This is a genomic window from Acidovorax sp. (assembly GCF_016783915.1).
Taxonomy (GTDB): Bacteria; Pseudomonadota; Gammaproteobacteria; order Burkholderiales; family Burkholderiaceae_C; genus Acidovorax.
The window spans coordinates 1-19,056 of record NZ_JADHVT010000049.1; the positions used below are offsets into that span (position 1 = coordinate 1).

Below are 19,056 nucleotides of genomic sequence, written 5' to 3' on the forward strand. Positions count from 1 at the left end.
AAAAGCGTCTCAAAAAAGCCGGGTCAAAAACCATTCCTGAACCGGGTTCGGTGAGTCGCCTTGCGGGTTCGGCTCATCGATGGGATGAACTGTACGCCGATGGTGTTCAGGGAAAAACCACTCAGTCGCAAACTAACTGTTCCAGTATTGGGAACAATCGTGCTGCGGGTCGTCGGATGGCTGTGGGCCTGCCAAACTGCCTGTGGCAAACTCGCGCGCTTCGCTTTTTTGTTTGACCGAGTCTCAGAGAGTCCGCCCCACCCATGCAGCAGATCGTTCGGCAGTTGGCCGCAGAAATCAAAGTCAGTGAACAACAGGTGCGCGCAGCGGTGGAGCTGCTGGATGGCGGTGCCACGGTGCCCTTCATTGCGCGCTATCGCAAGGAAGTGACGGGCGGGCTGGACGACATTCAGCTGCGCGAACTGGAGGCGCGCCTGTCCTATCTGCGCGAGCTGGAAGACCGCCGCGTGGCCGTGCTCAAGGCGATTGACGAGCAGGGCAAGCTCACCGATGCACTGCGTGCCGCTATTGCGGCCGCCCCCACCAAGCAGGAGCTGGAAGACATCTACCTGCCGTTCAAGCAAAAGCGCCGCACCAAGGGCCAGATCGCCCGCGAGTTCGGCATCGAACCGCTGGCCGACAAGCTGTTTGCCGATCCCACACTGGACCCCGCCGTCGAAGCTGCGGCGTTCACCAAGCCACCCGAAGTGCTGGATGACGGCAAGCCCGGTGCCGATTTCTCTACCGTGCCCGCTGTGCTGGATGGTGTGCGCGACATCCTCTCCGAGCGCTGGGCCGAAGACCCGGCGCTGGTGCAGAACCTGCGGGAGTGGCTGTGGGCCGAAGGCCTGCTGCGCAGCAAGAAGGTGGACAGCAAGAACGAGAACGACCCCGAGGTCTCCAAGTTCCGCGACTACTTCGACTACGACGAACCCATCGGCCGCGTGCCCTCGCACCGCGCGCTGGCTGTGTTTCGCGGGCGCGGACTCGAAATTCTGGAAGCCAAGCTGGTATTGCCGGTGGAGCCCGAACCCGGCAAGCCCAGCATCGCCGAAGGCAAGATCGCCCTGCACCTGGGCTGGAGCCACCAGGGCCGCAAGGCCGATGACCTGATCCGCAAGTGCGTGGCCTGGACCTGGCGCGTGAAGCTCAGCCTCTCGACCGAGCGCGACCTGTTCGCCCGCTTGCGCGATGAGGCCGAGAAGGTGGCCATCAAGGTGTTTGCCGACAACCTGCGCGACCTGCTGCTCGCAGCCCCCGCCGGTCCGCGCGTGGTGATGGGCCTGGACCCAGGCATCCGCACCGGCGTGAAGGTAGCCGTGGTGGATGCCACGGGCAAGCTGGTGGAGACCGCCACGGTGTACCCGCACGAGCCCAAGCGCGACTGGGACGGCTCGCTGTTCACCCTGGCCAAGCTCGCAGAGAAACATGGCGTGAACCTGATTGCCATCGGCAACGGCACGGCCAGCCGCGAGACCGACAAGCTGGCCGCCGACCTCATCAAGATGGCCGCCAAAGCCGACCGCGCCATTGAAAAGGTGGTGGTGAGCGAGGCGGGCGCCTCGGTTTACTCCGCCAGCGAATACGCCAGCCAAGAGATGCCCGATGTGGACGTGAGCCTGCGTGGTGCGGCATCCATCGCACGCCGTCTGCAGGACCCTTTGGCCGAGCTGGTGAAGATCGACCCCAAGAGCATCGGCGTGGGCCAGTACCAGCATGACGTGAACCAGAGCGAGCTGGCGCGAACCCTGGGCACGGTGGTGGAAGACTGCGTGAACTCGGTGGGTGTGGATCTGAATACTGCCAGCGTGCCTTTGCTCAGCCGCGTGTCGGGCTTGTCGGGCAGTGTGGCCAAGGCCGTGGTGCGCTGGCGCGAGGCCAATGGCGCGTTCAAGAGTCGCAAGCAGCTCATGGATGTGGCGGGACTGGGCGCCAAGACGTTTGAGCAGAGTGCGGGCTTTCTGCGTATCCGGGGCGGCGACAACCCCCTGGACATGACCGGCGTGCACCCCGAGACCTATCCCGTGGTCGAGCAGATCATGGCAAAGACCGGCAAGCCGGTGGCCGAGATCATGGGCCGCTCCGACATGCTCAAGACCCTCAAGCCCGAGCTGTTCGCCAACGAGAAGTTTGGCGTGATCACCGTCAAGGACATCCTGGCCGAGCTGGAAAAGCCCGGCCGCGACCCGCGCCCGGACTTCAAGGTGGCGCGTTTCAACGACGGTGTGGAAGACATCAAGGACCTCAAGGAGGGCATGATCCTTGAAGGCACCGTGAGCAACGTGGCCCAGTTTGGCGCCTTCATCGACCTCGGAGTACACCAGGACGGCCTGGTGCACGTGAGCCAGCTGGCGCACAAGTTTGTGAACGACGCCCGCGAAGTGGTCAAGACCGGCGACATCGTCAAGGTCAAGGTCATGGAAGTGGATGTGGAGCGCAAGCGCATTGGCCTGTCGATGAAGCTGGACGCTGCGCCGCCGCGCCAGGGCGGTGACCGCGGTGCGCCGCGCGACAACCGCTTTGAGGGGGCTGGCCGGGGCTACGCGCAGCCCCAGCGTCGGGGGCCTGAGCCCGCGCAGCAGTCGGCCATGGCCTCGGCGTTTGCGAAGTTGCAACAGGTCAAGGGCCGCTGACGCAACCCGCCCCGTCGCTGGTGGTGTTTTGGCCGCGCAGGGGCCCATAATCGTCAGCACCTGAACCAACCACCGGCGCCGTATCCCATGGAGTTGAACGCACTGCTGGCCCAACCTGTGGCGCTGCCCAGCCTTCCACGCGCTGTGGCGCTGTTGATGAGCGAGCTGGCCCACACCGAGCCCAGCCTGCGGCGGCTGAATCAGCTGTTTGGCACCGACCCGGCCTTGGCTGCACGCCTGTTGGAGCTGGCCAATTCCCCCACCTTTCAGCTGCCCGGGCAGATCGCTGGCATCCCCGAGGCGCTGGCGCTCCTGGGCACGGCGCAACTGCGCACGCTGGTCAGCTCGGCACCGCTGGGCACCACGTCCCGCTCGGTGCCTGGGGTGAACATGCAGCAGTTCTGGCGCTACAGCCTCAATACCGCCAAGCTCGCCCGCTCGCTGGCGGGCATCGTCCACCACAACCAGATCGCGGCCTACACGGCAGGCTTGCTGCATGCACTGGGGGAGCTGGTGATCCACTTGGCCGACCCCGAGAAGGCCCAGTCGGTCAACACCCTGGTGGCGCCGTTTGACCTGCGCCGCGACAAGATTGAGCAGCGCATATTTGGCTACAGCTATGGCCAGGTGACGGCCGGCTGCGCGCGCCGCTGGCAACTGCCGGAGGTGGTGGTGGATGCCTTGCAGCACCAGCACGCACCCTTTGACAACAAGGTCTACGAACCCCTGGCGGGTGTCATCCATCTCGCCGCCTGGCGCGCCCGTGCCCGCGAGGCGGAGCTGAGCGAAAAGGAGTTGGCAGTGTCCTTCCCTGGAGAAGTGGGGCTGGCTCTGGGGCTCGACATCGATATGGTGTTGCAGCAAGACCCCATCGACTGGACCGCCCGGCCGGAGGCGGCGGATTTTGTAGTCTGATTTCTTGGTGCTCAGGTCCAGGCCGCTCGCATTCCTTTCTGGTTACTTCGTTGAACACCTGTCTTGGGAATCTGGGTGGCCGTGCTTAACGTTGCACCCCTTATTTTGGCTTTATATAAACACTAGATTCGCATTCTCCTGAATATCGAACGACGCAAGTGAATGGGTTGCATTTTTCGCTGCTTGAGTGTCGTGGAATTTTCTCGATGATTTGAGTGGTTTCTTCCAGTCCTTGTAATTTGATAACAAAAACTATGAATAGAATTTTGGGCTGGGACCTTCTTCGTGGCCTCTGCGCATTGGCAGTTGGTGGCTACCATCTGTCGATGTGGTTGGATCTTGGATATTTTTATTCGTTTGGCAGCTATGGTGTTTATCTTTTTTTTGTGCTCTCCGGTGCTAGCTTGATGTACACCTACGGTGGATATCTCGAAGAAGGAAGTTTTAGCTTTAAGAAATTTCTCCTGTTGCGCTATTTTAGATTGGCTCCACTTTATGTTTTGCTGATGCTGCTGGTCTTACCATGGAAAATAATCAAAGAGGGTGCAACAATTGCGTTGTTAAAAAAGTTTTTTCTAAATGGATTTTTTGTTTTTGGTTTTTTTGATCCTGCTGCTAGCTCGATGCTCGTTGGTGGGTGGTCTCTGGGCATTGAGACAATATATTATTTGATATTTCCCGCCTTGGGATTTTGTGTTCTAAGAACAAATTGGTTTTTTGTGGTGTTTTTTATTTTGCTTGTTGTGCAGGTGTGGTGGGTCACCAGCACCATCGGTTCACCAGGTGGCTATCTGGGAAACGATATTGAACTTCACCAGCCGCAAGCCTTTGTTGTATATTTTTTTGGTGGGTGCTTGATTGGATATTTACGGAGGAAAGAAATGTTTCCTTCGCTGCCCAATCGGATTGGGTTGGCGTTGGTCGCCTTCGGATTTTTGGCAATTGCTGCAATTAATCCTGTAAATGCCGGAGACGAGTTGCTTGGCGTGAGGGGTGTTGTCGGATTCTGCGTGTGCTTTTTTCTTGTCTGGATCGCTACTGGTCTGAGGCTAAAAAATAGATTCGCAAAAGCCGCTGAATTTTTGGGCGATGCCACTTACGGTCTTTACCTCATTCACCCAGTTATTTTTTTTGGAATGGCATGGGTGATTTTTCCAAGAATCGGTTGGGGTGATCCTTTATCCTGGAGTCTTGGTTCCCGGTTGGGGTTGATCTTGTTGGTTTTGGCGCTTGCTGCTGCACTGGCTTTGCTGAGTGATAAATATTTTGAGAAGCCCATACGGAACAGAGCAAAAGCGGTGTTTGGCATGTAATTGCCTTGCGTACTGTTGGCAGATTCTCATGTCTGGACTTGGCTAAACGTGTGCAACTGGTTGGCGTTTTGGCGAAGCAATTGCAGAAGCCTGCCTGACTGCTGTTGTGCACGGGCTTTGCGACAATCCACCCCATGAAAGCACTGCGCATCCATGCTGGCCCCCGAGCCCGCCAACACCTGGAACAACAGGGCCTGCAGCCCGCCGACGTGGGCGTGATCCCGGCGGCTGCCGGCGGGCCCAAGGGGTTGATCCTGGGGCCAATGGACCGTTTCATTTTTGGCGAGTGGCTGCCGCAGTCCAGCCAGCCCGTGCATCTGGTGGGCGCATCGATTGGTGCCTGGCGCATGGCCACGGCCTGCCTCGACGGTTCGGTGGCCGCATTTGAGCGGCTGGAGCACGACTACATCCACCAGGACTACGAGTTGCCGCCCGGAAAAAAGCGCCCCACGGCAGCGCATGTGAGCGAGCGGTTTGGCCAGAACCTGGAGGCCTTCTACGGCGGGCGAGTGCAGGAAGTGCTCAGCCACCCCCGCTACCATCTGCACATCGTCACATCCCGGGGCCGCCATGTGCTGGGACGCGAGCATGCCCTGGGCACGCCGCTGGGGTATCTGGGTGCGTTTGTGGCCAACACCGTGCACCGCAAGGCGTTGGGAGCGTGGCTGGAGCGGGTGGTGTTTTCCTCGTCGGGTGCGGCATTGCCATTTGCCACGACTGACTACCGTACCCGGCAGGTGGGCCTGAACGTGCACAACTTCATGCAGGCGCTGCAGGCCAGTTGTTCAATCCCGTTTGTGTTGCAGGCGGTGCACAACATCCCGGGAGCACCACGGGGGGCGTACTGGGACGGCGGCATCACCGACTACCACTTGCATCTTGCCTATGGCCAGCAGAGTGGAGGTGCTTCTAAATTGATAGCGTCTCAAGCATGTGACACTAGCGCTTCAATCGAAAATGGCTCAAAAATTATGGGCACCGGGCTGTGCGCTGGTTCTGGGGGCATCGTGCTGTACCCCCACTTTCAGCACCGCGTGGTGCCAGGCTGGCTGGACAAAGGGTTGAAGTGGCGGCACAAGTCCACGCCCGCGCTGGACAACATGGTGGTGCTCTCGCCCGACCCCGACTGGGTGCGCCGATTGCCCAATGCCAAGCTACCCGACCGCAACGACTTTACCCACTATGGCATCGACAGCCGTGCCCGGGCCCAGGCGTGGCTGGCGGCCACGCGGGCCAGTCAGCAGCTGGTGGATGAGTGGCGCCAATGGCTCGAACGCCCCGACATGGGGGCGGTGCATCCGCTGTAGACCCTCAAAGCGCGTGTGCCGTGGGCGCTCCTGCGCTGGCGGCAGGAATATCAGGCCGAGGCAGGGCGACGTGCAGCCTCCTGCACAGCCCGGGCGGCATGGCGTGCTGCGTGGTCCCGGGCCCAAGACAGCACATCGGCCGCAGGCATGGGCCGGGCAATGCCGTAACCCTGCGCGCGTTCGCAGCCCAGCTCCAGCAGCTTGGCGCTGTGCTCGGCGGTTTCGACCCCTTCAGCCACCACATGGCGGTGGAAAGCAGCTGCCAATGCCACGATGGCTTGGACGAGCGTGAGGTCGTCACCATCTTCCAGAATGCCGCGCACGAACGACTGGTCAATCTTGATCGTCTCGGCGGGCAGGCGCTTGAGGTAGGACAGGGACGAAAAGCCGGTGCCAAAGTCGTCCAGTGCAAAACGCACGCCCAGGGCCTGGCAGCTTTGCATCATGCGGCGCATGTACTGCATGTCTTCGAGCGCGGCGGATTCCAGGATCTCCAGTTCCAGGCGCGAGGGAGACACCTCGGGGCAGGTGTGCAGGATGTCCTTGAGCCGCTGCACAAAGTTGGGCCGGTGAAAGTGGGGCGCTGCGATGTTGACGCTGACCTCCCATCCCATGCCCGCATCGCTCCACACCCGCATCTGCGCCAGGGCCTGGCGCAGCACCCATTCGCCTAGTTCGACCTGCAGGTCCGTGTCCTCCACCAGCGGCAGCACATGCTGCGGGCCCAGCAGCCCCTCTTGCGGGTGTTGCCAGCGCAGCAGGGCTTCGAGCCCGATGATCTCGCCCGTGCGCAGGTTGACCTTGGGCTGGTAGTGCAGCACCAGTTCGCCCGCGTGCAGTGCGCGGGCCACACGGGTCTGGCGGGTGTGCTGGGTCTGCACGGCGTGGTCGTGTTGCATGTCGAAAACGTGCAACTGGTTGCGCCCGAAGCTTTTGGCCTGGCACATGGCCTGGTCGGCATGGCGCAGCAGGGTGTCGGGGTTGGCGTCGTCCTGCGGAAACACGGCCACGCCAATGCTGACGGTGATGTTCACCAGGCGGTCGTCAATCGCATAGGGCGCGGCCAGTTGCTGCATCAGCACGGCCAGGCGCGCCTCGATGGCGGGCACATCGGGCTGTTCGCCCAGCAGCAGCACAAACTCGTCGCCGCCCATGCGGGCCACGGCTTCGTGGGCCGTGATGAACGCGCCCAGGCGCCGCGCCACTTCCTTGAGCAGACGGTCGCCTACGCGCTGGCCAAAGGTGTCGTTCACGGCCTGGAAGTGGTCCAGGTCCAGCATGCACACCGCCAGCAGCAGCTGCTTGTTGCGGGCCACGAACAGGGCGTGTGTGAGCTTTTCGGCGAGGGCCGCGCGGTTGTACAGACCGGTGAGCGCGTCGTGGCGGGCGTGCCACGAGATCTGGTGGCGCAGGTTGCGTGTTTCGGTCACGTCGCGGAACACCAGCACGCAGCCCGCCGCGTGGCCGCTGCCTTCGCGGATAGCGGCTGCCGTGTACTCGATGGCATAGCGCTCGCCCGATCGGTGGATCAGCACCTCGTAGGTCGCCTGCTGCAGCCCACCCGGCTGGGTGTCGCGTTCGGCGGCCGCGCTGGCGGTGCGACTGGCGGGCTCTTCGTACAGACGAAACACGTCGTCCAGCTGCCGGCCCAGCGCCTGATCGGCCGTGAACCCGGTCATGAGCTGTGCGGCCTCATTGATGGTCTCGATGCGCCCGCCCAGGTCGGTGGTGATGACCCCGTCGCCGATGGAGGCCAGGGTGACCTCGGCACGCTCTTTTTCGTTGCGCAGAGCCTCCTGGGCTCGCTTGCGCTCGGTCACGTCCACCAGCGTGCCGATGGTCCCGGCCAGTTCACCGTTGGTGCTGGTGAACGGCGCTTCGTAGTAGGCCATGTCCAGCGGGGGCTGATGGGGTGGGTGGATGCGGATTTCGTTGTTGTGTGCGCTGGCAATGCGGGCAGACCGCTCAGGCGCGAGTTCGGCGGGCAGGCTGGCGCCCGCGGCGCCATCAGCACCAGACTGGGACTGGAACAGGCGTTGCCATGCGCGGTTGGCGTCCAGGTAGGTGCCGTCGGCATGGCGCACAAACACCGGCAGGGGCAGGGCATCGATCAGCTGGCGGGTGAAGTGCAGTTGCTCGCTTTGCTGGCGCTGCGTTTCGTGAAGTGACAACACCAGGGACTGCACCTTGCCCGCCATATCATTGAAGGTCTCGGCCATGGCACGGGATTCGAGCGTGCCCGTGACCTCCATGCGGGTGCTCAGGTAGCCCTGGCGAAACGCATCGGTGGCCTGAGCCAACCGCTGCAACATGCGGGCATTGGCGCGCAGCAACAACGTCAGCAGAAACAGGATGGTGAAGATGTTGAGCGCCGAGATGCGCGCCTGCACCAGCACCGTGGCCCACACCTGGTCCACCAGCGGCTGCGGGTGTGCCGTGACCGTCAGCCGCCCCGATGTGCCGTCCGCCAGCGCCAGGCCAGACTGCTGCACGGGAGCGGAAAGGTCCAGCCAGTCGGCGAACCACTTCGGAGCGACGGCGGGGTAGGGTGGGGCGGTGACCTCAATGGTGGTCTGGTCTGCGGCTTGCCATTTGATGGACGCAACGCCAGGAGCCGCTTGCGCCAGCCCCTCGGTCAGGACGCGGATCACGATGTCGGCATCTGGCGTGGGCACGGCGGCCAGGCGCAGCAGCAAAGGGTCGCTGGCGCGCCGCAGTTCGGTGGAGCCTTGGCGCAGTGCTTCGTCGGTTTCTGCGGCCAGCAGATAGTGGTAGCGCACCCCAGTGACCAGCAGGATGATCGCCACAATGGGCACATACAGCCGGGGGTAGGTGCCCCGCAGAAGCCAGGTGGTGAGATTTCCGGTGCGCATTGACGGTGGTCCTCCCCCACAACCCCAGGGTAATGAATGGTTAATTAATTGTTGACAGCGGGAAGTCTATCTTGTGAGAAGTTGTGAGTCGGTTTTTGCACAGCCCAACTTGCGGGTTGTGGCGAATGTGTGACGTTTTGTAAGCTCCGCCGCAATCCGAGGGTCCGCGACAGGACTTCCGAGGGCGCACATGGCTGCGCCGCCACAGCCTCGTGCGGTAGCAAGCGGTGGCGGCGCTGGCGGTGGGTCACAGTGACTGCATCAGCATGTCGCGGTATTCCTCGGGCGTGGCCACGCGGGGGTTGGTCTTGTGGCAGTGGTCGGCCATCGCACCGTTGATGATGTCGTCGAACATGCTTTCGGTCACGCCCATGGCGGCCAGGCCCGTGGGCAGGCCCAGGCGGGCGTTCATGTCGCGGATGGCTTCGGGGATGTCGCCTGCCGAGGCCACGGCCATGGCGTGGGCCATGCGCTCCAGGCGCTTTTCCTTCTGCACCGATTCCGCCCGCGCGTTGAAGCGGATCACGGCGGGCAAGAACATGGCGTTGAGGGTGCCATGGTGCAGGCGCGGGTTCACGCCGCCCAGGCTGTGGCTGAGCGAGTGCACGGCGCCCAGGCCCTTCTGGAAGGCCATGGCGCCCTGCATGCTGGCGCTCATCATGTGCAGGCGCGCGTCGCGGTCGCTGCCGGTTTTGGTGGCCTGCTCGATGTGCGCCCAGCCGCGCGTGAGGCCGTCCAGGGCAATGCCGTCGGCGGGGGGGTTGAACGCGGCGGACATGAAGGTTTCCATGCAGTGCGCAATCGCGTCCATGCCCGTGGCGGCGGTGAGCATGGGGGGCAGGCCGAGGGTGAGTTCCGGGTCGCAGATCGCGGCCTTGGGCACCAGATGCCATGAGTGAAAACCGAGCTTGCGGTGGTCGTCCACGATGATGATGGCGCCGCGCGCCACCTCGCTGCCCGTGCCGCTGGTGGTGGGCACGGCGATCAGCGGCGCGGCGCGGTCGGTGATGCGCGGCGAGCCGCCTTCAATGGTGGCGTAGTGCGTCAGCGGCCCTTCGTGCGTGGCAGCAATCGCGATGCCCTTGGCGCAGTCGATGGCCGAGCCCCCGCCCACGGCGATCAGGCCGTCGCAGCCCTGGGCCTTGTACACGTCCACGGCGGCGCGCACAGCGGCTTCGGTGGGGTTGGAGGGGGTCTGATCAAACACGGCCACCGTCATGCCGGGCAGGGCGTCCAGCGCCTTTTGCAGCACGCCTGCGGCCTTCACGCCGGGGTCGGTCACGATCAGCGGGCGCGTGATGCCCACACGCTCGCATTCCTGCTTCAGCAGCTTGACAGCGCCGAATTCAAACTGGATCTGGGTGACGTAGTAGATGAAAGCCATGGTGCAACAGGGTGTGTGAATGGGAGTGCCAGCGATTACGATAGCTCGCCAGCCCTTGGACCGAGTACTGAGCTCACTTTATAAGGAGGAGACACGCGTGAAAACGAAGCAAACCCTGATGGCGGCCCTGGTAGCCGTCGCATCTGTGACAAGCGCCCAGGCCCAGTGCCTCACGGACGCGCAAGCCGCCGACCTGGTGGCCAACTATGTGGCCAAGACGCCAGCCGCCAACCCCGAGAACCTGACGGACGCCGATGGCGCCTGCACACGCGGCAAGGTCAACGCCTTGCTGGCCCAGCGCATGGGCAAGGTAATTGGCTACAAGGCGGGCCTGACCAACCCGGCCGTGCAAAAGCGCTTCAACACCGACAAGCCCGTGTGGGGCAAGCTCTACGAGGGCATGGTGCTGCCAAGCGGCGCCACGGTGGATGCGGCCTTCGGTGCCCGCCCGCTGTACGAGGCCGACATGCTGGTGCGCGTGAAAAGCACCGCCATCAACCAGGCCAAAACCCCCATGGAGGTTCTGGACGCCGTGGAGCAGATCATTCCGTTCATCGAACTGCCCGACCTGATGGTGCAGGCGCCGCCCAAGCTCAACGGCGCGGGCGTGACCGCGATCAATGTGGGCGCACGGCTGGGCGTTGCCGGTGCGCCCATTGCAGTGCCTGTCTACCGCGGCGAGCGTTTTGCCATGCTGAAGGCGCTGGCCGACATGGATGTATCGCTGATCGATGGGGCTGGCGTGCGCTTGGGCGGCGGCAAGGGCAGTGACATCCTGGAGCACCCGCTCAATGCCGTGGTATGGCTGGCAGGCGCTTTGGCCCAGGAGGGCCTGGCCATGCAACCGGGCGATCTGATCAGCCTGGGCTCGTTCTCTGCATTGCTGCCGCCCAAGGCTGGTTTGTCGGTGACGGCCACCTACGACGGCTTGCCCGGCGCAGCACCCGTGCGACTGAGCTTCAAGTAACCCACCCCCTGATCGGCCTGCCGCCTTGCGGGCCGTTGTCTTTTTTGCCGAGACCCCGACCGTTGACCGACCTGCACATCCACCACACCCGCCTCACCCCCCAGATGCGCAGCGTGCTCGAACGCATGGCCCGCGCCGGGCACCCGCCGCTGCACACACGCACGCCGCAGGAGGCACGCATTGCTTACCAGGCGGGCGCCGATGTGCTGGAGGTGCCCAAGGCGGCCCTGGCCCGCGTGGAGGATCTGCAGATCCCCACCCGCGATGGCGCCCTGCTGCCCGCACGGCTGTACGCGCCCAGCACCGACACAGGCCTGCCGGTGCTGCTGTACACACACGGTGGGGGTTTCACCATCGGCAACATCGCCACGCACGACATCCTGTGCCGTGAGCTGGCGCGCCTCGCTGGCTGCATGGTGGTGTCGCTGGACTACCGGTTAGCGCCGGAGCACCGCTTTCCCACCGCCAGCAACGATGCCTGGGATGCGTTGCAGTGGCTCGCGGCAAACGCTGGGAGCCTGGGCGCAGACCCGCAGCGCCTGGCCGTGGGTGGCGACAGCGCAGGCGGCACACTGGCCGCCGTCAACGCCATCCTGGCGCGCGATGCGGGCCTGCCGCTGGCGCTGCAGCTGCTGATCTACCCCGGCTGTGCCGCGCACCAGGACACACCTTCGCACGCCACCTTTGCACGCGGCCTGGTGCTGGAGGAGCCCGCCATCAGCTGGTTCTTCCGCCACTATGTGCGCACGCGCGAGGAGCGCGAGGACTGGCGTTTTGCCCCCTTGCTGGCGCCGGATGTGGAGGGCGTGGCCCCGGCGTGGATGGGTCTGGCCGAATGCGACCCGCTGGTGGACGAAGGCATCGACTACGCCGACAAGCTGCGTCTGGCAGGCGTGCCGGTGGACCTGGACATCTACCGGGGCGTGACCCACGAATTCATCAAGATGGGCCGCGCCATTCCTGAGGCGCGCAAGGCCCATGCCGACGCGGCCCGCGCGCTGCGCCTGGCTTTTCACCTGGAGTAAACGAACCCATGCAACGCAGTGATTTCCGTTGTTTCCACCGCCTGCGCGTGCGCTGGGCCGAGGTGGACATGCAAAAGATCGTGTTCAACGCGCACTACCTCATGTATGTCGACACCGCCATGTCCGAATACTGGCGCGCGTTGGCGCTGCCGTACGAGGCGAGCATGCTGGCCCTGGGCGGCGAGATGTATGTGAAGAAGGCCACGGTCGAATACCACGCCTCGGCGCGGCTGGATGACACGCTGGATGTGGGCCTGAAGTGCGCGCGCATCGGCAACTCGTCGTGCCTGTTCTCGGCGGGCATTTTTTGCGGCGACCGCCTGCTGATTTCGGCCGAGCTGGTCTATGTGTTTGCCGACCCGGCCACGCAGACCTCCCGCCCCGTGCCGCCTGCACTGCGCGCGATCTTCGACGGCTTTGAAGCGGGCACCGCCATGGCCGAAGTGCGTACCGGCGACTGGAACACCCTGGGCCGCGATGCAGGTCGCGTGCGCACCGATGTGTTTGTGCGCGAGCAAGGCATCCCGGCTGACATCGAGGCCGATGCGCACGACATCTCGGCGCGCCATGCCGTGCTTTACAACCGGCTGGGCATGCCCATTGCCGCAGGCCGTCTGCTGCAGCAGGCGCCCGGCGTGGGCCGCATAGGCCGCATGGCGGTGGACCGCTCGGTGCGCGGCGCACAATGGGGCCGGCAGTTACTGGATGCGCTGCTGGAAGCAGCCCGTGTCCGGGGCGATACCGAAGTGCAACTGCACGCTCAGCGCAGCGCCGAGGGCTTCTACAGCCGCGCTGGGTTCGCAGTGGTGGGCGAGCCGTATGAAGAGGCGGGCATTGCGCACATTGCGATGGCGCGCAAGCTGTAATAGGTTGCTATTAAAAAGAGAGCTGTCCGGGCATGTTTGTCTAGCGCTATTGCCCGGTTTGGCTCAAATATCGTCCAGCAGCGGGTAGGGCAGGGGCTGGAGTGCCAGGGCCACGCCCTGTCCTGCACCTACCTGCAGGCTGCCTTCCTGCGCAGCCGTGATCTGCAAAGACACGATGGTGTCGAAGCCGCCGCCAGGCGCCGGGGCCACCTGCACCACGGTGCCGCAGGGCTGCTCCAGGTCGGTGGTGCTGAATACCTCGGCGCCCACGGCCACTTCGACCGCCGCATGGGCCACGTAGGCGCGGCGCTTGAGCGTGCCCCGGAATTGGCTGCGCGCGACCACTTCCTGGCCGGGGTAGCAGCCTTTCTTGAAGTTCACGCCGCCCACCGATTCGTAGTTGAGCATCTGGGGCACAAAGGCCTCGAACACGGGCGTGGTCAGCGTCGCCACGCCGCTCTTGACTTCGCTCCAGAGCCACAGCGTGGCATCCAGCGCGGGGCCTGCGGGCGCGGGCTCTGTGGCGGGGGCCACCCACAGCGCGCGCGGGGTGCCGTCGGCGGGGTACAGGTGCACAGCGGTCGCGGCGCCAAAATCGGCCTTGGTCCAGGCGGGTTGGGCGCCAGCAGCTACAGAGTTGACAGCGTCTCCGGCCACGCCATACAGAGCGAAGTCCGCTGTGGCATCCGTCAGCTTGGCTTTGGCGCGCAGCACAAACATCGACAAGCGCTTGAGCGTGGCGGGCAGCAGGTCGCGGCTGCAGACCAGAAGCACCTCGGTGGCGCTGCGCTTGAAACCGATGAAACTGGACTGCATGCGGCCCTTGGCCGACAAGAAGGCCGCGAGGCGGGCCTGGTCCATGCCGAGCAGGGCGAAATCCTGGGTGAGCTGGCCGTGCAGAAACTTGGCGGCGTCTTCGCCTTCCACGCGAATCACGCCGAGGTGGGACAGGGGGGCAATGCCATTCAAGTGATAGGTCATCGCTGAATTATGATGCCCTGATTCATACATATTGGTAGCAGGGTTGTGCGACGTTTACTGGCTTTGATCGTGTTGGTGGGGATCGCACTGGGCGGCGCTGCGTATTGGTGGCTGCACCAGCCGCTCGACGTGGGCCCCGAGCCGCTGGAGCTGGCCATCGAGCCCGGCACCACGCCGCGCGGCGTGGCCCGCGATGTGGTGGCGGCCGGGGTGAAGACGGACGCGCGTCTGCTCTACGCCTGGTTCCGCGTCTCGGGGCAAGACCGCGCCATCAAGGCGGGCAACTACGAAATCCCGCCCGGCACCACTCCCATCAGCTTGCTGCAAAAGCTGGCCCGGGGCGAAGAGGCCTTGCGCGCACTCACCCTGGTCGAGGGCTGGAACTGGCGCCAGGTGCGCCAGGCGCTGGCCAAGGAAGAGCAGATCAAGCACGATGCCGCCGCTCTGACCGACGAAGCGCTGATGGCCCAGCTGGGCCGCCCCGGCGTGGCGCCCGAGGGGCGGTTCTTCCCGGACACTTACACCTACGCCAAAGGCTCCAGCGACATCGCCTTGCTGCGCCGGGCGATGCACGCCATGGACCGCCATCTGGAGTCGGCCTGGGCCCAGCGTGCTGCTGATACCCCGCTCAAGTCGGCGGACGAGGCGCTGACTCTGGCCAGCATTGTCGAAAAGGAAACCGGCAAGGCCAGCGATAGGGGCCAGATTGCAGGCGTGTTTGCCAATCGCCTGCGCGTGGGCATGCTGCTGCAGACCGACCCCACGGTGATTTATGGCCTGGGCGAGAAGTTTGACGGCAATCTGCGCAAACGGGATCTGCAGACCGACACCCCCTGGAACACTTACATCCGCGCGGGCCTGCCACCCACGCCGATCGCCATGCCCGGCAAGGCCTCGCTGCTGGCCGCAGTGCAGCCGCAGGCCACGCGCGCGCTCTACTTTGTGGCCAAGGGCGACGGCACCAGCCACTTCAGTGCCTCGCTGGAGGAGCACAACCGCGCCGTCAACCGCTACCAGCGCGGGCAGCAGTAAACAGTTTCTTGAACCAAGGCGCCCATGTCACGACCCGGTCTGTTCATCACGTTTGAAGGCATCGACGGTGCAGGCAAGTCCTCGCACATCGAAGGCCTGGCCGCGGCCTTCCGCACCCAGGGCCGTACTGTCACCGTGAGCCGCGAGCCCGGCGGCACCCCGCTGGCCGAGAAGCTGCGCGAGATGGTCCTCAACGACCCGATGGACGCGCTCACCGAGTCCTTGCTGATATTTGCAGCCCGTCGCGACCACCTGCGCAATGTCATTGAACCCGCGCTGGCGCGGGGCGAAGTGGTGCTGTGCGACCGGTTCACCGACGCCACCTTTGCCTACCAGGGCGCGGGGCGGGGCTTTGATCTGGGTGTGCTATCAACTTTGGAGCGCCTGGCGCAGACAGGACTAGCGCCTGCAGTCGATTTGATGCGTGAACCCGACCTGACGGTATGGTTTGACCTGGCCCCCGAGGTGGCGGCCGAGCGCCTGGCCGGCGCACGGGTGCCCGACCGCTTCGAGGCCCAGCCGGTCGATTTCTTCCGCCGCGTAGCCCAGGGCTACGCCGACCGCGCCGCTGCGGCGCCCCAGCGTTTTGCACGTCTGGACGCGGCACAAGACAGACATCGCGTATGGCAGCAGCTCACCAGTGTGTTTGTGCGCAAGGGCTGGCTGGCCATCATGGTGGCCACACAGGGAGGCCCGCAATGAGCGGATCTGCCGTTGCGTTGGCGCCCTGGATTGCCGCACAGCGCACCAGCCTGCTGGCTCAGCGAGGCCATGCGTGGCTGTTGCAGGGGCCATCGGGCCTGGGCCAGTACGCCCTGGGCCTGGAGCTGGTCCGCGCATGGTTGTGCGATGCGCCGACAGAGCAGGGCGCCTGCGGCCACTGCGGCAGCTGCCATGCCATCGACGTGCGCACCCATGCCGACCTGTGCGTGCTGATGCCCGAGGTGCAAATGATGGCGCTGGGCTGGCCCTTGTCGGAAAAAGCCCAGGCCGACATCGACGACAAGAAGCGCAAGCCCAGCCGCGAGATCCGCGTGGAGGCCATGCGTGATGCGGTGGAGTTCTCCCAGCGTACCTCTGCGCGTGGCAAAGGCAAGGCGGTGCTGGTGTACCCGGCCGAGCAGATGAACCACATCACGGCCAACGCGCTGCTCAAGACACTGGAGGAGCCACCGGGTGACGTGCGTTTTGTGCTGGCCAGTGAGGCCGCGCACCAGCTGTTGCCCACCATCCGCAGCCGGTGCCTTGGCCACACCATGGTCTGGCCCGCGGAGCCCGACATGCTCACCTGGCTCCAGGCGCAGGGGATTGCCCGGGACGCGGCCACGTCTTTCCTGCGCGCAGCGGGTGGGCGGCCGGAGGATGCACTGGCGCTGGCCCAGTCGGGCCGCAGTCCGCAGGCTTGGGGCGCCCTGCCACAGGCCGTGGCGCGGGGCGACGTGACGGCCTTGGGCGACTGGGCTCCGGCCCAGGTTATCGACGCGCTGCAAAAGCTCTGCCACGACCTGCTGGCCGCCAGCGTGGGCGCTGCGCCCCGCTACTTTGCGCAGGCTGACTTGCCCAAGGCGCCGCCCCTGGGCGCGCTCACGCGCTGGTCGCGGGCGCTGTCCAAGGCCGCGCGCACGGCAGATCACCCGTTCAATGGCGGTCTCATGCTGGAGGCGCTTGTCGCCCAGGCGCGAAACACCCTACACTCCAAGCACTAAGCCGCACACCCACCCATGAGCAGTCCATCCACAGCGCCCCGCCCCAGCGTCATGCAGCTGGCCATCAAGGAAAAGGCAGCGCTTTACGCCGCCTATATTCCCTTTTTTGCCGAAGGGGGCATTTTTGTGCCCACCCAGCGTGACTACAAGCTGGGCGACGATGTGTACGTGCTGCTGACCTTGCCCGACGACACGCAGCGCTATCCGGTGGCAGGTCGTGTGGCCTGGGTGACCCCGGCGCGTGCTGCGGGCAACCGCACGCAAGGGGTGGGTATCCAGTTCCCCAAGGATGAAAAGTCTCGCCAGCTCAAGGCCAAGATCGAGGAATTGCTGGGAACTGCGCTGGGCTCCGACCGTCCTACCCAGACGATCTGACCCGCGCCACTGCCGCCCCTGTGCCGACCTGCGCTGGCTGGTCGGCATTTTTGTTTAAAGCGTGCGCGAACGAGGGTGTACCGGGCAGCAGTCTTGTGACAGCGCCTTGGGCTCTCATCCGCTTGGCGCAGGCCCCATTGTTTTGAAACCGCATGTTCACTGATTCGCACTGTCACCTCAACTTCCCGGAGCTGGTCAGCCAGCTGCCCGCCATCCGCCAGGCCATGGCCGAGGCGCAGGTCACCCGGGCCCTGTGCATCTGCACCACCATGGAAGAGTTCGAGGGCGTGCACGCCTTGGCCCTGGCCCATGACAACTTCTGGAGCACGGTGGGCGTGCACCCCGACAACGAGGGCGTGACCGAGCCCTGCGTGCAGGATCTGCTGGACCGTGCTGCGTTGCCCCGCGTGGTGGCCATTGGCGAGACCGGGCTCGACTATTACGGCATGGAAGACCGCAAGGGCGGGCGCAGCATTGCCGACCTGGAGTGGCAGCGTGACCGTTTCCGTACCCACATCCGCGCGGCGCGGGCGTGTGGCAAGCCGCTCATCATCCACACGCGAAATGCATCAGACGATACCTTGTCCATCCTGCGTGAGGAGGGGGAAGACGGCCCGGGCAACCGTGCAGGTGGCGTGTTCCACTGCTTTACCGAATCGATGCAGGTCGCGCGAGCGGCACTGGACCTGGGCTACTTCATCTCTTTCTCGGGCATCGTCACGTTCAAGAGCGCCCAGGAGCTGCGTGACGTGGTGGCCTTTGTTCCGCTGGACCGCATGCTCATCGAGACCGACAGCCCCTACCTGGCCCCTGTGCCCTACCGTGGCAAGACCAACAACCCCTCGTATGTGCCCCATGTGGCCCGGCAAGTGGCTGATACCAAAGGCCTGGCGCTGGAGGTGGTGGCAGAGGCCACCAGCCGTAATTTCGACACCTTGTTCCCGGGGGTGGTGGGATGAGCCTGCAACGACGTTCCGCCCTGGTGGCTGTGGCAGTGGGCATGGTGTCTGCCCGTGCCTGGGCAGGTGCCTACGAAGATTTTTTTGTGGCGGTCCTTCGCGACGATGGCGATGCCATCAACACACTCCTGCGTCGCGGTTTTGACCCCAACACGCGCGATCCCAAGGGGCAGGTGGGACTCATGATTGCCCTGCAAAACGGCGCGAACAAGGCCGTTGCTGCGTTGCTGGCATCCCGCCGGCTGAATGTGGAGGCCCGCAATGCCAAGGACGAAAGCCCGTTGATGATGGCTGCCATCAAGGGCAACGTGGAGGCCGTCAAGGCGCTCATCGCGCGCGATGCCGATGTCAACAAGACGGGCTGGACCCCGCTGCACTACGCCGCGTCGGCAGGTTCGCCGCAGCATGCTGTGATCATTTCCTTGCTGCTCGAAAACTACGCCTACATCGACGCAACATCGCCCAACGGCACCACGCCGCTGATGATGGCGGCGCATTACGGCTCTACCGAGGCCGTGCAATTGCTGCTGGACGAAGGGGCCGACCCCACGCTCAAGAACCAGCTGGGGTTGACCGCAGCAGATTTCGCATTGCGTGTGAGCCGGACTGAATCCGCAGAAAAGATTGCCGCCGCCATTCGGCGACGCCAGCCCAACCGGGGCAAGTGGTAGGTGCGACAGACGGCAGAGGCGCGCTGGCGAAAGGTGAGGGTGAGGGTGA

The 19,056-nt window shown here is 64.3% G+C and carries 17 protein-coding genes; 14 read left to right on the forward strand and 3 right to left on the reverse strand.

All coding sequences use genetic code 11. The features are described from left to right. The 5 genes from ISS20_RS11395 to ISS20_RS11415 form a co-directional block, all read left to right on the forward strand. A partial coding sequence (locus ISS20_RS11395) for a hypothetical protein (RefSeq protein WP_291436673.1) occupies nucleotides 1-236 on the forward strand: 236 nt, incomplete at its 5' end. A 27-nt stretch (nucleotides 237-263) separates the two neighbouring features. Continuing rightward, nucleotides 264-2,633: a Tex family protein gene (locus tag ISS20_RS11400; protein ID WP_291436675.1), complete on the forward strand. Its 2,370-nt coding sequence runs from the start codon at nucleotides 264-266 to the stop codon at nucleotides 2,631-2,633. A gap of 87 nt (nucleotides 2,634-2,720) precedes the next feature. Further along, nucleotides 2,721-3,548: an HDOD domain-containing protein gene (locus ISS20_RS11405; RefSeq protein ID WP_291436677.1), complete on the forward strand. Its 828-nt coding sequence runs from the start codon at nucleotides 2,721-2,723 to the stop codon at nucleotides 3,546-3,548. A gap of 254 nt (nucleotides 3,549-3,802) precedes the next feature. Then, nucleotides 3,803-4,861, forward strand: a complete 1,059-nt coding sequence (locus tag ISS20_RS11410; protein WP_291436678.1) for an acyltransferase — start codon at nucleotides 3,803-3,805, stop codon at nucleotides 4,859-4,861. A gap of 134 nt (nucleotides 4,862-4,995) precedes the next feature. Next, complete coding sequence (locus tag ISS20_RS11415) at nucleotides 4,996-6,168, forward strand: patatin-like phospholipase family protein (RefSeq protein ID WP_291436679.1); 1,173 nt, start codon at nucleotides 4,996-4,998, stop codon at nucleotides 6,166-6,168. Between the two features lie 50 nt (nucleotides 6,169-6,218). Here the strand turns inward: ISS20_RS11415 and ISS20_RS11420 are convergent, their stop codons facing one another. Together ISS20_RS11420 and ISS20_RS11425 are read right to left on the reverse strand one after the other, a co-directional pair. Then, nucleotides 6,219-9,041 (reverse strand): EAL domain-containing protein, encoded by a 2,823-nt coding sequence (locus ISS20_RS11420; RefSeq protein WP_291436680.1) that lies wholly within the window; start codon nucleotides 9,039-9,041, stop codon nucleotides 6,219-6,221. 247 nt (nucleotides 9,042-9,288) lie between these two features. Beyond that, a complete protein-coding gene (locus tag ISS20_RS11425; protein ID WP_291436681.1) occupies nucleotides 9,289-10,425 on the reverse strand; it encodes an iron-containing alcohol dehydrogenase in 1,137 nt (378 codons plus the stop codon). Nucleotides 10,426-10,522: 97 nt separating this feature from the next. Here ISS20_RS11425 and ISS20_RS11430 point away from each other — a divergent pair, with 97 nt between their 5' ends. The 3 genes from ISS20_RS11430 to ISS20_RS11440 all read left to right on the forward strand — a co-directional run bounded on the left by ISS20_RS11430 (nucleotide 10,523) and on the right by ISS20_RS11440 (nucleotide 13,283). After that, entirely contained in the window at nucleotides 10,523-11,392 is an 870-nt protein-coding gene (locus ISS20_RS11430; protein WP_291436682.1) for a fumarylacetoacetate hydrolase, read from the forward strand. A 104-nt stretch (nucleotides 11,393-11,496) separates the two neighbouring features. After that, on the forward strand, nucleotides 11,497-12,417 hold the full coding sequence (locus ISS20_RS11435; RefSeq protein ID WP_291436711.1) for an alpha/beta hydrolase fold domain-containing protein: 921 nt from the start codon (nucleotides 11,497-11,499) through the stop codon (nucleotides 12,415-12,417). A gap of 8 nt (nucleotides 12,418-12,425) precedes the next feature. Beyond that, nucleotides 12,426-13,283, forward strand: coding sequence for a YbgC/FadM family acyl-CoA thioesterase (locus tag ISS20_RS11440; RefSeq protein ID WP_291436684.1), 858 nt, complete (start codon nucleotides 12,426-12,428; stop codon nucleotides 13,281-13,283). 63 nt (nucleotides 13,284-13,346) lie between these two features. Here the strand turns inward: ISS20_RS11440 and ISS20_RS11445 are convergent, their stop codons facing one another. Then, complete coding sequence (locus tag ISS20_RS11445) at nucleotides 13,347-14,264, reverse strand: folate-binding protein (RefSeq protein ID WP_291436686.1); 918 nt, start codon at nucleotides 14,262-14,264, stop codon at nucleotides 13,347-13,349. A gap of 45 nt (nucleotides 14,265-14,309) precedes the next feature. Here ISS20_RS11445 and mltG point away from each other — a divergent pair, with 45 nt between their 5' ends. The 6 genes from mltG to ISS20_RS11475 all read left to right on the forward strand — a co-directional run bounded on the left by mltG (nucleotide 14,310) and on the right by ISS20_RS11475 (nucleotide 19,007). Continuing rightward, a complete protein-coding gene (gene mltG, locus ISS20_RS11450) occupies nucleotides 14,310-15,296 on the forward strand; it encodes an endolytic transglycosylase MltG (protein ID WP_366828061.1) in 987 nt (328 codons plus the stop codon). A 24-nt stretch (nucleotides 15,297-15,320) separates the two neighbouring features. Further along, nucleotides 15,321-15,998: a dTMP kinase gene (gene tmk / locus ISS20_RS11455; protein WP_291436688.1), complete on the forward strand. Its 678-nt coding sequence runs from the start codon at nucleotides 15,321-15,323 to the stop codon at nucleotides 15,996-15,998. Beyond that, nucleotides 15,995-17,002 carry a DNA polymerase III subunit delta' gene (locus ISS20_RS11460; protein WP_291436690.1) on the forward strand — a complete coding sequence of 336 codons (1,008 nt, stop codon included), beginning with the start codon at nucleotides 15,995-15,997 and terminating at the stop codon, nucleotides 17,000-17,002. Before tmk ends, ISS20_RS11460 begins: the two co-directional genes overlap by 4 nt. 15 nt (nucleotides 17,003-17,017) lie before the next feature. Further along, nucleotides 17,018-17,377, forward strand: coding sequence for a PilZ domain-containing protein (locus tag ISS20_RS11465; RefSeq protein WP_015013859.1), 360 nt, complete (start codon nucleotides 17,018-17,020; stop codon nucleotides 17,375-17,377). A gap of 152 nt (nucleotides 17,378-17,529) precedes the next feature. Further along, nucleotides 17,530-18,336: a TatD family hydrolase gene (locus ISS20_RS11470; RefSeq protein WP_291436695.1), complete on the forward strand. Its 807-nt coding sequence runs from the start codon at nucleotides 17,530-17,532 to the stop codon at nucleotides 18,334-18,336. Beyond that, entirely contained in the window at nucleotides 18,333-19,007 is a 675-nt protein-coding gene (locus ISS20_RS11475) for an ankyrin repeat domain-containing protein (RefSeq protein WP_291436697.1), read from the forward strand. The genes ISS20_RS11470 and ISS20_RS11475 overlap by 4 nt, the downstream gene beginning before the upstream one ends. Nucleotides 19,008-19,056 lie beyond the last annotated feature (49 nt).